Genomic DNA, 14,594 nt, shown 5'->3' on the forward strand with positions numbered 1-14,594 from the left:
GCCCCACTTCGAGTCGGTCCCGGCGTGGAGTGTGAGGAGGTCGTGTCCGAAGTCGTTGTCGAAGTCCCGCAGCACGGTGTGCAGGTGATTTCCGCCGCCGACGGCGTTGACCGCCTCGATGAGGTACCGGTCGGTGTGGACGCGGAAGTAGTGCGGTGCGCCGCGCTTCTGCGCCCCGGCCCACGCGAAGAACACCCGGTCGATGCCCCCGTCGCGCAGCGCCTGCCGGTGCCGTTCGCCGGCCTCCTCGGGCAGTCGTTCGAGGTAGCAGTCGACGAGTCCCAGCAGTGCGTGCTGCTGGTCACCGGACAATTTCGCGCCGCTGATCCCGGACGGCCGGTCGCGGACGAACTTCAGGGCGACCCGGTCGGCGTCGGTGATGGTGTAGCCGGGCATGCCGAGGTCGTAATGGTCCGGGTACTCGTAGGCCCCGATCCGCGGCACCTGACGGGTCACGAAGTCGGCGGGTGCGACGTCGTGGATGACGGCGAGGTCGCGCTGCTCGTCGTCGAGGGAGGCCAGCAGGTCGAAGGCCAGGCCCTCGTCGTCGGCGAGCGGTTTGAGTACCCCGTCGTATTCGGTGGGCTGCGCGCCCAGCGCGACCGGGGTGGCGGAGATCCACCGCTCGTCGACGATCGTCAGGTTGAGGCAGACGTGGTGCCCGAGGAAACGCAGCGTCCAGGTGTCCTCGAATCCGGGGCGGCCGAAGAAGGTCAGGAAGTACGAATCCGAGGTGCGCCAGGTCTGCAGTGCCGGTCCGAGGAAGTCCTGCTCGTAGTCCCGGAGCACGTGCTCGAGTTGCGGAATCGCGAGCACCTTGGTGAAGGTGCGCAGCGGCACGGCCAATCGGATCAGATCCCACACCAGCACCTTCTGGTGGCGGTCCAGTTGGTGGAGCGGGATGCCGGTGCGGTCCGGTTTGGGGATGATGTCCCAGTTCAGCCGCCGCGGGTCGTCGAAGTCGTCGATGATCGCGGTCGCCCGTTGCCGGGGGTCGAACGTATCGATCAGGCCCATGGCGGTCACGAGCAGCTTGGTAGCCGTCTGGGGCGCCTCATGCAGTGCAGACACTTGGGTGTCCTCTCCGAAAAGGTGACGAACGTGGCCTGGGACAGGCAGTGCGAGGAACGCTAAAGGAGAGGAGGCGATGGCAGAAGTGCCCTGTCCCGGATCCCGGTACAGGGGCATCGCAGAACTCCGGCGGAATTGTGGCCCGGACAACGCCGCTGTCCTGGAATGCGGGACAACGACCTTTCCCGCGTCGTGCAGCGTCCCTACCGTGAGGCCCTCGACAGACTTCGCGCCGGTGGCCGCGGCATCGCCACCGATTCACCTGACGACCTCGAAAGCGGGGAACCATGCACAGCACGTTGGATTCGGATGTCCTGATCATCGGATGCGGTCCGGTAGGAAAACTCTTGGCGTTGCGCCTCGCCGAAGCCGGGCACCGCATCACCGTCGCCGAACGGTTCGTCGACAGCTTCGCACTGCCGCGTGCGGTGACCCACGACTCCGAGGCGGCCCGGATCTTCCAAGCGGTCGGGCTCGCTCCCGACACGATGCCCGACGTGACCGAACCGTACGACGGGATGTACGTGTGGCAGAACGCCCGTGAGGATGTCCTGTTGGAGGTGGACTGGAGTGGAATCGGCGAATCTGGTTGGTACAACACCTATTTCTTCCACCAGCCCGCCCTCGAAGGCAAGTTCCAGGAGCTGCTCGAGTCCCTGCCCAACGTCACCGTCCTGCGCGGCTGGGAGTACCAGGGCCACCGCGACGACGGCGGCTCGGTCACCGTGACGCTGACCGACACCACCGACGGGGCACCGTGTGAGCTGACCACCGGCTACCTGATCGGTGCGGACGGGGCCAACAGTCGGGTCCGCACCGACATCGGGTCGGCGTGGCACGACCACGGCTACTTCTTCGACTGGCTGGTGGTCGACGTCGCACCCGCTGCGGAGCGGCAGTTCCCGCACATCGCCCGCCAGACGTGCGATATCGCCCGCCCGTGCACCATGGTGCCCGGCGGACCCGGACGACGCCGGTGGGAGTTCATGCGGCTTCCCCACGAGAAGATCGAGGACATCGACCGCGCCGAGTTCGCCTGGTCGCTGCTGTCCCGCTACGGGGTCGATCCGACCAACGCCGAACTCGAACGTCATTCGACGTACACCTTCCAGGCCGGATGGGCGCTGGACTGGCGCAAGGGCCGCGTCCTGATCGCCGGCGATGCGGCGCACCTGATGCCCCCGTTCGCCGGACAGGGCCTGTGTGCCGGACTACGAGATGCGATGAACCTGGCGTGGAAGCTGTCGGCCGTGCTCGACGGCACCGCCCACCCCGACATCCTCGACAGTTACGGATCCGAACGCATCGCCCACGTCTCCGAGTTCATCGACTTCTCGATGGGGCTGGGCAAGGTCATCTGCCTCACCGATCCCGACGAAGCCGCACGCCGAGACCAGCACATGATCACCGAACGGGCCGAGGGATCCGCGCCACCGGCACCTCCCAGGCCGCGACTCGGCACCGGCCTGCACCGCGGACCGCATGGCGGCACCCTGTCGATTCAGGCCCGGGTCGGCGCGGAGGCGACCGCGCCCCTATTGCTCGACGACGTCCTCGGCGGAGCAGGCGCACTGATCGCCCGCAACGACGAGACACTGGCGCAGCTGAGCGACGAGAACTCCGACGCGCTGGCCCGGCTCGGTCTGACCGTATGCGTGGTCGATGATGCAGACGGTGTTCGCAACCATCTGCAGGTGCGTGATGCCGAGGGTCGATACCGGCGTTGGCTCGACCACCTCGCCGTCGACGCGGTGCTGGTGCGCCCCGACTTCTACCTGTACGGCACTGCCACCGGCCCCGCGGAGGTAGCGGAGCTGGTGGCGGCGCTGCGCGGCGCACTCGACCCCGCACTGGTTACCTCCTGAAACCCCACCGACCCAGATATGAAGGATGAAATTCGATGAAACTGATCGGTATTCGCGATTCCGCCACCGGTGTCACCCAGGTCGCGCGAGTCGTCGAGGACCGGGCGATCGTGCTCGCCGAGAAGGCGGTGTTCTGGTCCGATCCGCAGGGGCACCTCGAGCGGGCAGCCGCCGCCGATCCTGCCCACGGCCGGCCGATCACCGACGTGACCGAGGTTCCGCTTGTGCCCGATACCGCCCGGGTGCTGTGCATCGGCCTGAACTACCACGCGCATGCCGACGAGGGCGGATTCACCGTGCCGCAGTACCCCACCATCTTCGGGCGGTGGACGGCGTCCCTGAGCGTCGGCGGTGTGCCGGTCCCCGTCCCGGCGAACGAGGCGGGACTCGACTGGGAAGGCGAAATCGCCGCATACGTGGGAGCACCCCTGACCGACGTCGATCCCGACACCGCCCGCACCGCGGTCCTGGGGTACTCGACGTTCAACGACCTGACCGCACGCAAAGCGCAGAAACTCACCGCTCAGTGGACCCTGGGCAAGAACGGGGACAAGAGCGGCCCGATGGGTCCGCTGGTCACCACCGACGAGGTGGGCGATCTGCGGGACGGGCTGCGGCTGCAGACGCGCGTGAACGGTGTCACCGTGCAAGACGGCAACACCAAGTCGATGATCTTCGACATCGGGCAGGTGCTGTCCCTGGTCAGTCAGACCATGACGCTGCATCCTGGTGATGTCGTGGCCACCGGTACCCCCGAGGGTGTCGGCTACGTTCGCGAGCCCACGTGGCTCCTCCACGACGGTGACGAGGTCGAGGTCGAGGTCGACCGGCTGGGCGTGCTGAGCACCCCGATCGGAGGCCCCCGGTGACCGGAATCCGCACTGACATTCGAGGCCTCGAGCGTGAGCGGTACGAGGCAATGCAGCGCGGCGACGTGACCGCACTCGACCGGCTGCTGTCGGAGCACCTGCGCTACACGCATTCTCATGGTGGATGCGACACCAAGCAGGACTACCTCGGCGCGCTGACCCGCGAGGAGGTGTCCTACGAGACCCTCAGCCACACCACCGACCACCACGACGCCGTTGCGGGTGCGGTGATCCTCACCGGGACGATGGCCGCCACCGTCCGTCGCGCCGACGGCATCCGTCAGGTCCGAAGCGTGACCAGCTCGGTGTGGGTGAAAGAAGACGACGGAAGGTGGCGGCTACGCATTTTCCACGCCACGAATCTTGCCCAGTGAGAGGAAGTGAAACGCAGTGGCAACACTGAACAACAACTGGGACCCCCTCCTGGATCCCAACCCGCTCCCCCTGGAGATGGGGTACGAGCGTCTCGAAGACGGGTCGCTGCACGTCGCCGCCCGCACCGACATGCACGGGTGCACCGGCGAGATGCTCGAATGGTGGTTCCGCTGGCGTTGTGACACCCAGAAGTACATCTGGTGGCACCCCATCGACCATGTCTCGAGCACCTGGGCAGGCTCTTTGTCCCCGGACACCCACGTCGGCAGCGAGCACATCGTGGTGGAGAAGCTGACCGACATCCCGGACTCCGAACTGCTCATCCAGTTCCGTGATCCGGAGGAGTTCTTCGACGCCGACAGGTACCGCGAGGCGCGTGGGTGCGGACACGTCAGCTGCGCGATCACCGGACGAATCAGTTCGGGTCATGAGCCCCCACGCGACGAGACCGGACGCGTCCTGGGCGGCCGCCTGATCCACATCGGCCGTGACACCGACTGGGGACTGGCACTGCGCAGCCACTTCTACCTCGGCGCCGACCTGCCCGCGGCCGGGCTGGATCCGACCGAAGTCGAACTCGCCCTCCCTACGGAGATGGCCGTAGGCCTGCTGCAGCACGCCTACAACGAGTTCACATTCCTGTCTCGGCTGCTTCCTGCGCTCTACGTCGCAGAACACCGGGACGAACACCCTCCCACCGCGCCGTGGTGACGGGGGGTTCGTTCCCGGCTGCTGCGTGATCCGGCCCCGTCGAAGCGTCCGGGCCGATCCATATCGTTGCCGTGCAACATGCCCCCCGGCCTCGCCGGGGGGCATGGCACCTTCCGCCTTGTGCCCTGCATCACCCTCCTGTCTCGGTTTTCGGGACAAACCGGTTCTCCAGGTCACTTTTGTCCGTCAAGATGACGCACATCACCGCCCCAGGGCGCCGATCTCTTGGAGTGCCACATGCAATTTCCTTCTCCGCCAGTAACTTCCGCGCCAGACGAGGCTCGAGCGAATACCGGCATCATCGCCCTGTGCATGGTCATCACGGTCATCGAAGGCTTCAACATGATCGTGTACGGCTCGGTGGTCCCGCTGTTGCTCACGGACACCACGCTGCATGTCACCGACGAACAAACCGGCCTGATCGGTGGCTTCCTCTACATCGGCGCGATTCTGGGGTCGGTCGTGTCCCCGGCACTCGCCGAACGCATCGGACGCAAACGCGTATTGATCCTCGCGGTCGGACTCTTCGCGTTCGGTGCACTGCTGACCGGAATCTCGGTCAGCGCAATGATGCTGGGGATCGCCCGGTTCGTCACCGGCTTCGGAGTGGGCGGGTCGCTCACGACCGCGATGACCGTAGCGCGCAACTGCGCCCCGTCTCGGCGGGCGTCACTGGTGGTGACGATCACGATGGCCGGGATACCGCTCGGAGGTGTCATCGCCTCGTTGGTGGCGATTCCTGTCCTGCCCGCGTTCGGTTGGCGGGCAATGTTCTTCATCGGAGGTGGCACCGCACTGGCCATTCTCACAGCAGTCGCTGTCATGACGATCCCCGCGAACACCCCTCAGGAACTCGCGGGACGTCAGTGGAGCAGCCGCCGCAAGCTCACCACACTCTTCGGAGGCAAAGGTGCGCTCATCGCAGCGGTCATCGCCCTGTGCGCAATAGCCAACATGGTCGCCTGGCAGGGTCTGAACGTCTGGGCCACGCAGGCCATGGTCGCTCTCGGATACTCGTTGGGAACAGCGTTGCTGTTCACCTTCATCCTGACCGGCGCAGCAGTAGCAGGCTCGTTCCTCAGCGCCTGGGCAGCCGACCGGCGCGGCTGTGCCCTCGTCGCCGTCCTCACCGCGGCCTGCACCCTCGCCGGACTACTCGGAATGCTCGCGCTTCCCCCGTCGATCGTCACAACGACATCGTGCATCGCGCTGATGGGAATCGGCGGGCACTCCACCATGAACCTCATCCACACCACCACAGCCGACATCTACCCACTCCCGGTCCGCGCCACCGCCCTCGGATGGTCGAATGGCACCTCGTTCATCGGTGCCTTCCTCGGCCCCGTGATCGGCGGTGCGGCGGTGGCCTCCGGGGGAGCGCAAGGTCTGTTCACCGCGTTCGGCGCGGCGGCCGCAATCTGCCTGGTGGCTGTGTTCGTCCTCTACCTCACCGATCGCGCGTCGAACTCGAAAGCGGCCGACGCCATCTCCGATGGCAGCCCGGCCGGCGAACCTTCGGTCGGGGTGAAAGCCCCCACCTGAGAAGGGCCGACGCACTGCCCGGTCCTTTAGCACACGTGCTCTACGGGACAGGGAAGGTGCCGAACCCCGGGTGGACCAGTATCTGGTACCCGTCGACAGGAGGGTGTGCGCCGACCGCGGCGACCGCCGCGATCGTGCCGCTGCCGGTGACGACCGTCGCGGGGGCGTATCGGCACCGATCCTCCGGTGCGGTGGGCCGACTGTGGTCGGACTCCACGAGTCGGAGGGTGGTAGTGCCGGCGACGCCGGTGGTCAGGTTCCGCCAGTTCACCCACACGGCGACGCAGTAGGTCGAGTTCGTCGCTGAACGCTCCGCCGCAAAGGTCACCACGCCGGATGCACCCGTCGTTGCTGACGGCGTCACGGTCGATAGCGGCGGCGGGTAGTCACAGGCCAACACGGTCAGCAACAGACATCCTGCGACGAACCGCACCGGGACCTGGAACGCCGTGGTCGTCGCTGCCGGGACCGGCGGCGTCTTCGCCATCACGGTGGCGGACGAGCAGAGCGGGATCGCGAGGACGGCCACGGATGCCGCGGCCCAGGCTACGAACGAACGACGAATTGCTGCACGACGCACGGCGTCAGCCTCTCGTGTTGGATCTATCCCGACCCTGGTGCAGTGTCAGGCTACTCGCTAGTCGCCGCCGGCATCCTCGGCGGCACGCTGGCTCACCCGGAGTCGACCACGAGCAAGACTGGGCTGAACGAGTCGGTTGACCAGCTGCAGACTGTCAATTGCCATGTGCGCCTTCTCCTTGAATCGGCGGGTCGGCATCACCACGGCGATTGCCTGCACAGCACCTGTCGGCCCGGTCATGCCGGTAGCGATGGCACAGATTCCGACGTCGTGCTCCTCGATGTCGACTGCAATATGCGAACGTCGCACCTCGGCCAGCCGATCGGTCAACGCGTGATGATCGGTGATGGTATTCGCAGTGAACCGCTGCAAGTGTTGCGGCAGGAGTTCAGCCACTCGGTCATCGGGAAGTTGCGCCAGCAGCGCCACACCGATACAACTCGCATGCAGGGAGAAGCTCTTACCGACCTTGGTGACACCTTTCAGGCGCTCCGGCGCAGCGATCTGGTCCACCACCACCGCCTCCCGGCCACTGAATACCGCCAACTCGACGTTCTCGTTGACCGACCGCGCCAGTGACACCAGAGAGCCACGATTGGCGGCCAGCAGCCGCAAGTGTGCGTTCATCCCGAACTTCAACAGCCCCGGCCCCAGAACGTATCCAGGGCGTTCGGGCACTCGAACCACGTACAGCTCCTGCTCGAACGCTTGGATCAGTCGATGGACCGTCGACCGCGGAAGCCCCGTCTTCGCTGCAAGTTCGGTCAGGGTCAGCGGCCCGTTGCTCTCAGCGATGGCGTCGAGAATGACCGTCGCCCGACCGATGTCAGCCACTGATTCGAACTCCACATCAATCTGATCCGTCCGGCCTGCAGGACCCTGATCCTATCCGGGCGCATGTGCTCAGCGCGCGGAGAACCCGCGAGTCCATCCATGACGATGACGGCGCGGATTCCCATGACCAGGCAGACGTCCTGATCGAGGCCGTGAGCGCTGGCAAATTTCCGATGATCGGGACGGCTGAGGCGGGGTCGAACGGGGTATTCGGGCGGTATGAAGAACTGGGCGTGCCGCGGTGCGCTGTCCCTGTTGGTCGCCGGGCTCGTTGCGTCCGCGTCCGGAATGACGGCCCACTCGGCGCCGACGCCCGACAGGATCGACGACGTGCCCGCGCGGACGGCGCTGTCGTTCATGCACACCCCGAGCGGAACCCGCGTCGGGACGGCGAATCAGGGGGAAGCCCGGCCGGGTTTGTCGATCGTGAAACTGTACGTAGCCGATTACATGCTCCGGCACGGCGACGGCTCGCCCGAGGACTTCGCGCTCGGACAGCGGATGATCCGCGACAGCGACGACAACGCCGCCTCGCAGGCGTACGCCAAGTACCCGCAGTCGATCGATGTGATCGCCGCCGAGTATCGGCTCACCAGTACCCGGGGCTCCGGATTCTGGGGCGATGCGGTTACCAGCACCGCGGACACCGTGACGTTTCTCGAGGCGAAGAAGACCACCGATCCGGACAGCCAGATTCTGGAGTGGATGGCCACCGCGGCCCCCGTCGCCGCCGACGGCACCCATCAGAACTGGGGCACCGGGCGGCTGCCGTCGGTGACCGGAACCAAATGGGGGTGGTCGGACTACGGGCCCAGCATTGTCGCTTCCGCGTCCTTCGGACCCGATTTCTCGGTATCGGCCAACACGTACGGCACCGCCGACCAGCACACCAGTGACGTTCTCGGCGCCTTCGTGCAGGACCCGACACCGCCACCGCAGGTGGTGCCGGATCCCATCCAGGATTTGATCGACCGTTACATGCCCCCGGCGATTACACCACGATGATCGACAACCCGACGTGCCTGAGGGAACAGCCGTGACCCGGTTGGTGGGGTGACGGCCTGGGTAATCGGATCTCATGTTGCCCCCAACGGACGAAACGCCGAACTCCGGACCGCGCCACCCGCCCGGCGGTGAGGTGCCGTCTTCCGACCCGCGTCCCCTCGACGCGGGTTCCGGGATGCCGCCGGATGTGGCGAGAGGCAAGGGGATCAAGCACACCCGTACCGGGGCGACCTGGACGGGTCTGGTCATCGGCATTCTCGTCCTGGTCCTGCTTCTCGTGTTCATCCTGCAGAATCTCGACAGCGTCGTCCTGGAACTGTTCGTCTGGGAGTTCACGGTCCCGCTCGGGGTCACCCTGCTGTTCGCGGCCATCGCAGGCGCCGTGATCATGGCGCTCGTCGGCGGTGTCCGGATCCTTCAGATTCGGCGGGCAGCGAACCGGCAACGGAAACTGACCACCTGACCGTTGCTCGTTTCCGTGTTCGTTCGATCGAAGCGTCGACCGGTCAGGCCCTCGCCCACGAGATTCGAGTAGTCGACTACTCGGTTCCACTGTCGAATCTCCTCGTACGGTCGGTCCTGTATCGCAATCGTGATTCGACGAAAGGACACCGAAATGGCTTGGTCGACAACCCCTCAGGGGCTTTTTCTCGCCGCTGGGCAGGCGAATCAATTCTCCTTCTCGTTTGGAGACATCTGGAAGGGGCCGCAGTTGGCGACTGCGAGACTCGACGCCAGCCAGGGTGGTGGTGGCACGAAGATCCTGATGACGCAGTGGCAGGGCACCGCCAACGCACCGGTGTTCGGCGGCCCCAGCAAGCAGTACTACGTGCTCGGCATTCACAACAGTTCCACTTCGGGCGTGTGGTTTCATCTGGAAGGAGGCGTCCTCGCATGACGACACAGGAATCGCCAAGGGTTTCCCGGATGCAGGTCCTGACGGACGAACAGGGCAGCATTCTCGCCGCTGTCCTGCGAACTGCAGACGGAGCGTCGGGGCCGGCATCGGGTGAGGACGTTCCGCCTCAGGTTTCGCTGGTTCCTTCGGAAGGCCAAGCGTTGCATGAACTCCCTGTTCCCGGTGGGCCGTCGGGGGACGAGATGTTCGAGTCGCTGGATCAGTGGATGGTTCGGGTCGACGCCGGCGTACCGGCATTGGTGCGACGCGCGGGCGCGTAGCCGCTGATGGACGTGCGCTGGTCTGATCCGGGTGAGGGACACCGGCTGCACGGAAGGGGACCGCTGGTCGGGCGATCAGCGGTCCCCTCCGCGCGCGGTGGTGTGAGGTCCGAATGGGTCGAAAAGCCATCAAAATCGCCTCGAGAGCCACTTTGTCAGCACAAATGATTGACTTCGCTCCCGGCGCGCAGCACTGTCGTAGAGACACATGCCGCACCGATCAGTTCCGGAGTCGATCTTGACCAACGTCAACCCCACCGAAATCGCAGTGGCCGTCGCCGGATTCGGCTGGATGGGCCGAGTACACACGTACGCGTATCTGCGTCAGCGCCACCACTTCCCGGAAACGCCGTCGATCCGTCTGGGCGCCGTCGCCGACGAGGTACCCGGCCGCGCCGAGGAGGCCGCCGCCCAATTCGGGTTCGGCGCAGCGCTGATCGACTGGCGTGACATCGCCGCCGACGAGAGCATCGACGCGGTCAGCATCACCGCACCCAACTTCCTGCACCGCGAGATCGGCGTCGCGATGGCCGAGGCGGGCAAGCACATCTGGATCGAGAAGCCGGTCGGGCTGTCGTCCGAGGATGCGACGGCAGTCGCCGCCGCCGTCGAGAAGGCAGGTGTCCAGTCGACCGTCGGATTCAATTACCGAAACGCACCCGCCGTTGCGATGGCGCACGACCTCATCGCGTCGGGCGAGCTGGGCACCATCACGCACTCGCGATTCCGCTTCCTCAGCGACTACGCCGCGCATCCGGACGGCGCGCTGAGCTGGCGTTACGAGAACGCGCGCGGCGGGTCGGGCGTTCTGGGTGACCTTGCCTCGCACGGTGTCGACCTGGTCCGGTACCTGCTCGGCGACATCGACGCAGTCGTGGCCGACACCGCGATCTTCATCCCCCAGCGCGCCATCCCGACGGGTGCCACGAGCGGGCATGCGCGCGCGACGGGCGGCAAGTTGGGGCCGGTGGAGAACGACGACTTCGTCAGCGCGCTGGTTCGCCTGTCCTCGGGCGGACGGGTCACGCTGGACGCCAGCCGTGTGGCCGTCGGCGAGCAGAACAACTACGGGTTCGAGATCCACGGCACCAGGGGTGCGGTGTACTGGGACTTCCGCAGGATGAACGAACTCGGAACGAGCCTCGGGAGCAAGTATCAGGACCAGTCGATCACGACGGTGTGGGTGGGCCCCGACGCCGGAGCGTACGCCCGCTTCCAGCCGGGTTCCGCATCCTCGATGAGCTACGACGACCTCAAGGTCATCGAGGGGAACAACTTCATCACCTCGATCGTCGACGGAAAGCCCCAGGGCGCAACGATCGCCGACGCCGTTGCCGCGGCCGAAACCCTCGACGCCATCACGGCATCGGTCGCATCCCGTGCGTGGGTCGACGTGCGCTGATCCCATCCGCACGGCCTGGTCCCGGAGTTACGCTTTATCGGTTATCGGGTGAGTTCCCGTACGCGCCTTTCTCCGCGGAGGTTGGTATGAGTACCAAACCGTTCGGCCTAGGCTTTGCAGTTCTCGCGTTGGCAATTTCGGCGGTCGGCTGTTCGTCGGTCAGTTCCTCTGACTCCGAAGACAATTGCGTCCGCGCGACAGACAGTGAGCTGGATGCGCTCTTCACGAGTTGGAATGATGCGCTGGAATCCGGGGACGCGAGCAGGGTGGCGGCGCTGTACCGGCCGGATGCGGTACTTCTACCGACTCTGTCGGTGCCTATCGCAGACACTCCGGAGGAGATAACGGAGTATTTCGTCAACCTGATCAAGGCCGATCCCACAGCCCGAATGGAAGAAAGTGTCAAATATTCGGGTTGCAACCTCGCATACAACGTGGGGCGCTGGGTCATCAATGCCAACGGTCAAGATGTGGCGGCCAGGGTGACGTGGGTCTATCGGTACGAAGACGGAAGATGGCTGATCGCCAACCACCATTCCTCGGTGAACCCCTAGAGCCGGGTCGCCGGCCGCCGGTGAGGTCGGCCGGCGGTCACGGCGAATCACCGTCTAGGACGCCTTGGCTCGTCGACCCGCGACGTAGACCTCGGAGATGGACGTGTCGCGTATCCCCATCAACAGCGCGAACAGTGTCTGATCGCGGGCCAGGTCGGGATCGGCGGCGCGAACGGCGTTGCGCAGCAGCCCGTCGAGCGTCGGCGTGGCGGACGGGTCGACGACGACGAAGTCGGCTTCCTTACCCACGTCGAAGTTGCCGAACCGGTTCTCCATGTCCAGAGCCCTTGCACCGCCGAGGGTACCGACGAACAGCATCTCCGCCGGATGCATGGATACCCCGTCGTCACCGGCCTCGGTGATGTGCACCTTGAATGCGTCGCCGAGCACCCGCGGAATCAGCCACTCGTCGCCGCCGCCGAAATCGGTTCCCACCGAGATGTTGACACCCGAGGCGACGGTGCGCTTCCACGGCATCGTTCCGGATCCCAGGAACAGCTGCGAGATCGGGCAGTGCGACACGGACGTACCGGTCTCGGCCATCCGCTCGAGCTCGACATCCTGACAGTGCACGCAGTGCGCGAGGATGGTGCGTCGGCCCAGGAGGCTCTTCCCGCCCACTTCCGAGCCGGGCAGGAACTTCCCGTCGTACGTGTCCAGGTATGAATTCACCTGATAGGTCTCTTTGGTCGAGTCGACCTCGCCGGTGCCGGGGCGATTGTTCTCGTTGAGGTGGGAGTGCACGTACACACCGCGGTCCCGCACCTCTTCGTAGAGTTCTCCGAGATTCTTCAGGGTCTCGGGCGTCACCGACAACGAGAACCGCGGGATGATCGCCACGTGCAGCAACGCGGTGGCGACATCGCCGGTGTCGGCGCCGTGCCATTTCTCGATCTCCTCGCGGGTGAGCCGGATCGCATCCTCTTCGGAGGTCATCAGCGGCTGAGCGGTTTCGCCGCCGACGGTCTGAATTCCGCGGCCGCTGACGATGCGCAGACCGGCCTTTCGAGTCTCGGTGAACAACGCGTCCTGCGCATGTGGGAACGCCGACCCGAACACCATGGCGGCCGTGGTGCCCGCCGAGATGCGCCGGTTGGTGAACTCGACGGCCGCCTGCTGCGCGAACTCCGGGTCGGCGAACTTCGTCTCCGACGGGAACATGCACAGGGTCAGCCACTCCAGCAGCTGGCCGCCGCCGTAGGAGTCGCCGGCGTAGGTCTGCGGGAAGTGGATGTGGGTGTCGACGAACCCCGGCAGCAGAAAACCGGGCCTGTGGTCGTGCACGGTGCCGGACTCGTATTCCGACGGGATCTCGGCTCGGTCACCGCAGAACGCGATTCGCCCGCCGTCGTCCAGCACCAGGGCGCCGTCGGGAATCGATACCAGGGCGGCCGCGGCTTCGGTGACTTTCGGCGTGCCGGCGATGTGGAAGATGTGCCCGAGATGGGTGTGCGTGGCCATGCGATGAACTCCCGTCGAGTGGTAACGGATCATGCCTTCTGCAATGAACTTCGGCGGCTGGACATTGCCCAGCCGAGTAGCACCTGTGCGGCCGTGCCGCACCCACGATGAGATAACAGCCCGTACTTACAATGCCACCGATCAGACCCGGATCGCGGCCGAACAGACCAAGCGCCCGCGGCAACCACCGTCCGCTGAGTGCTACTGCAAGGGTGTGCGGTCGTCGACGAACCGGCGGATGACCTTGTCCCAGCCCAATGACTCGAGGAGTTCCGCGGCGGCAGCACGTGAGGTGAGTGGCCGAAGCAGGTCGATGTCGAGGTCGCCGCTGCTGCCCAGGACGTCGTCGAGGCGCAGGCAATCGACGTACCCGTAGTCCGTCCAGGGTTCGACGTGGCCGTCCCAGTCTGCGGTGTCGGATCATCACGTACCGGGGAACGACCTGCATCGTCTCGTTGGCAGTCGCCAAGGTCACCTCGGGGTCGGCGGTGGGATCTGCGCCGGCGAGCCGTCGGTCGTAGGACGCCGTCTTGACCGTTGCGACCTCGACCAGAGCCCGCACGTAGACCCACCGAGCCCGCTCGACCGAGCCCGCCCACGCCGATTCCTCGTCCGCGCAGGAGAACACGTTTTCGGCCTGGGTGCGTATCAGCAGCCTCGTCCCCACACGCTCGTGATCGGCAACCAGGTCTCCGTCGACGACGAGTTCGTCGTCGTACTCGCGGACCCCGGTGATCGTCGCCACCGCGAGCACCTCGTCGTCCGGCGCGGTGACGAACAGTTCACGCTCGGACCGGACGCTGTCGGCATCGCCGGGAAAGGGGCCGCGACCAATGGTGAACGCTTCGTGCTGGGTCAAGTCGGCCCGAAATCCCGCTTCGGTCATCCCCAACGGATGATCGTGCATCTCGCGCAGGTTACCGAGCCGAACCCTCGACGCCACAGGTCGATCCTCCCCGTTTCATCTCCGGCGCATCGCCGGGTGACCCTAAGATCATAGCTGTTGACCTGCGGTGATGCTTCATCAGCGTAACCACTGCTTCCCCAGTAGGGTCGCAGTATCTGTACGACCGACCGAGGGGGACCGGTGACGGGTTCTGCGTCCGAAAAAATCATCTCGCCCGCATCACGCGCGTTCTGGGACCG

Annotated in this window: 15 protein-coding genes and 1 pseudogene; 11 read left to right on the plus strand and 5 right to left on the minus strand. The window is 65.7% G+C overall.

The window, feature by feature from the left end; translation table 11 throughout:
• On the minus strand, positions 1-1,071 hold a 1,071-nt coding region (locus AZG88_RS05275; RefSeq protein WP_061697119.1), incomplete at its 3' end, for a DUF3500 domain-containing protein.
• Between the two features lie 287 nt (positions 1,072-1,358).
• On the opposite strand from AZG88_RS05275, the gene mhpA reads away from it, so the two are divergent.
• The 5 genes from mhpA to AZG88_RS05300 all read left to right on the plus strand — a co-directional run bounded on the left by mhpA (position 1,359) and on the right by AZG88_RS05300 (position 6,433).
• Complete coding sequence (gene mhpA / locus AZG88_RS05280; RefSeq protein ID WP_061045104.1) at positions 1,359-2,936, plus strand: bifunctional 3-(3-hydroxy-phenyl)propionate/3-hydroxycinnamic acid hydroxylase MhpA; 1,578 nt, start codon at positions 1,359-1,361, stop codon at positions 2,934-2,936.
• Positions 2,937-2,971: 35 nt separating this feature from the next.
• Positions 2,972-3,805: a fumarylacetoacetate hydrolase family protein gene (locus tag AZG88_RS05285; RefSeq protein WP_005237912.1), complete on the plus strand. Its 834-nt coding sequence runs from the start codon at positions 2,972-2,974 to the stop codon at positions 3,803-3,805.
• Complete coding sequence (locus tag AZG88_RS05290) at positions 3,802-4,179, plus strand: nuclear transport factor 2 family protein (protein ID WP_061697120.1); 378 nt, start codon at positions 3,802-3,804, stop codon at positions 4,177-4,179. Before AZG88_RS05285 ends, AZG88_RS05290 begins: the two co-directional genes overlap by 4 nt.
• A gap of 16 nt (positions 4,180-4,195) precedes the next feature.
• Complete coding sequence (locus AZG88_RS05295; protein WP_061697121.1) at positions 4,196-4,891, plus strand: DAPG hydrolase family protein; 696 nt, start codon at positions 4,196-4,198, stop codon at positions 4,889-4,891.
• A gap of 312 nt (positions 4,892-5,203) precedes the next feature.
• Positions 5,204-6,433: an MFS transporter gene (locus tag AZG88_RS05300; RefSeq protein ID WP_197487784.1), complete on the plus strand. Its 1,230-nt coding sequence runs from the start codon at positions 5,204-5,206 to the stop codon at positions 6,431-6,433.
• Between the two features lie 40 nt (positions 6,434-6,473).
• On the opposite strand, the gene AZG88_RS05305 is transcribed toward AZG88_RS05300, so the two are convergent.
• Together AZG88_RS05305 and AZG88_RS05310 are read right to left on the minus strand one after the other, a co-directional pair.
• A complete protein-coding gene (locus AZG88_RS05305; RefSeq protein ID WP_005237908.1) occupies positions 6,474-7,013 on the minus strand; it encodes a hypothetical protein in 540 nt (179 codons plus the stop codon).
• A gap of 57 nt (positions 7,014-7,070) precedes the next feature.
• Positions 7,071-7,847 carry an IclR family transcriptional regulator gene (locus tag AZG88_RS05310; protein ID WP_005237907.1) on the minus strand — a complete coding sequence of 259 codons (777 nt, stop codon included), beginning with the start codon at positions 7,845-7,847 and terminating at the stop codon, positions 7,071-7,073.
• 219 nt (positions 7,848-8,066) lie between these two features.
• Between AZG88_RS05310 and AZG88_RS05315 the strand changes: the two genes are divergently transcribed.
• From AZG88_RS05315 to AZG88_RS05340, 6 genes are all read left to right on the plus strand, one after another.
• On the plus strand, positions 8,067-8,852 hold the full coding sequence (locus AZG88_RS05315; protein ID WP_061697123.1) for a hypothetical protein: 786 nt from the start codon (positions 8,067-8,069) through the stop codon (positions 8,850-8,852).
• A gap of 73 nt (positions 8,853-8,925) precedes the next feature.
• Positions 8,926-9,315 (plus strand): LapA family protein, encoded by a 390-nt coding sequence (locus AZG88_RS05320; RefSeq protein WP_061045100.1) that lies wholly within the window; start codon positions 8,926-8,928, stop codon positions 9,313-9,315.
• Between the two features lie 153 nt (positions 9,316-9,468).
• Positions 9,469-9,750 (plus strand): hypothetical protein, encoded by a 282-nt coding sequence (locus AZG88_RS05325; RefSeq protein WP_009476898.1) that lies wholly within the window; start codon positions 9,469-9,471, stop codon positions 9,748-9,750.
• Complete coding sequence (locus AZG88_RS05330) at positions 9,747-10,031, plus strand: hypothetical protein (protein WP_061045099.1); 285 nt, start codon at positions 9,747-9,749, stop codon at positions 10,029-10,031. The genes AZG88_RS05325 and AZG88_RS05330 overlap by 4 nt, the downstream gene beginning before the upstream one ends.
• 238 nt (positions 10,032-10,269) lie before the next feature.
• Positions 10,270-11,433 (plus strand): Gfo/Idh/MocA family protein, encoded by a 1,164-nt coding sequence (locus AZG88_RS05335; protein WP_082833240.1) that lies wholly within the window; start codon positions 10,270-10,272, stop codon positions 11,431-11,433.
• Between the two features lie 86 nt (positions 11,434-11,519).
• On the plus strand, positions 11,520-11,987 hold the full coding sequence (locus AZG88_RS05340) for an SgcJ/EcaC family oxidoreductase (protein ID WP_061045097.1): 468 nt from the start codon (positions 11,520-11,522) through the stop codon (positions 11,985-11,987).
• Positions 11,988-12,041: 54 nt separating this feature from the next.
• On the opposite strand, the gene AZG88_RS05345 is transcribed toward AZG88_RS05340, so the two are convergent.
• Positions 12,042-13,448, minus strand: coding sequence for a guanine deaminase (locus tag AZG88_RS05345; protein ID WP_061697125.1), 1,407 nt, complete (start codon positions 13,446-13,448; stop codon positions 12,042-12,044).
• A gap of 201 nt (positions 13,449-13,649) precedes the next feature.
• A pseudogene (locus AZG88_RS53345) lies at positions 13,650-14,391 on the minus strand (hypothetical protein).
• Positions 14,392-14,594 lie beyond the last annotated feature (203 nt).

The organism is Rhodococcus sp. LB1, assembly GCF_001583455.1.
In the GTDB taxonomy this organism is placed as follows: Bacteria; Actinomycetota; Actinomycetes; order Mycobacteriales; family Mycobacteriaceae; genus Rhodococcus_F; species Rhodococcus_F opacus.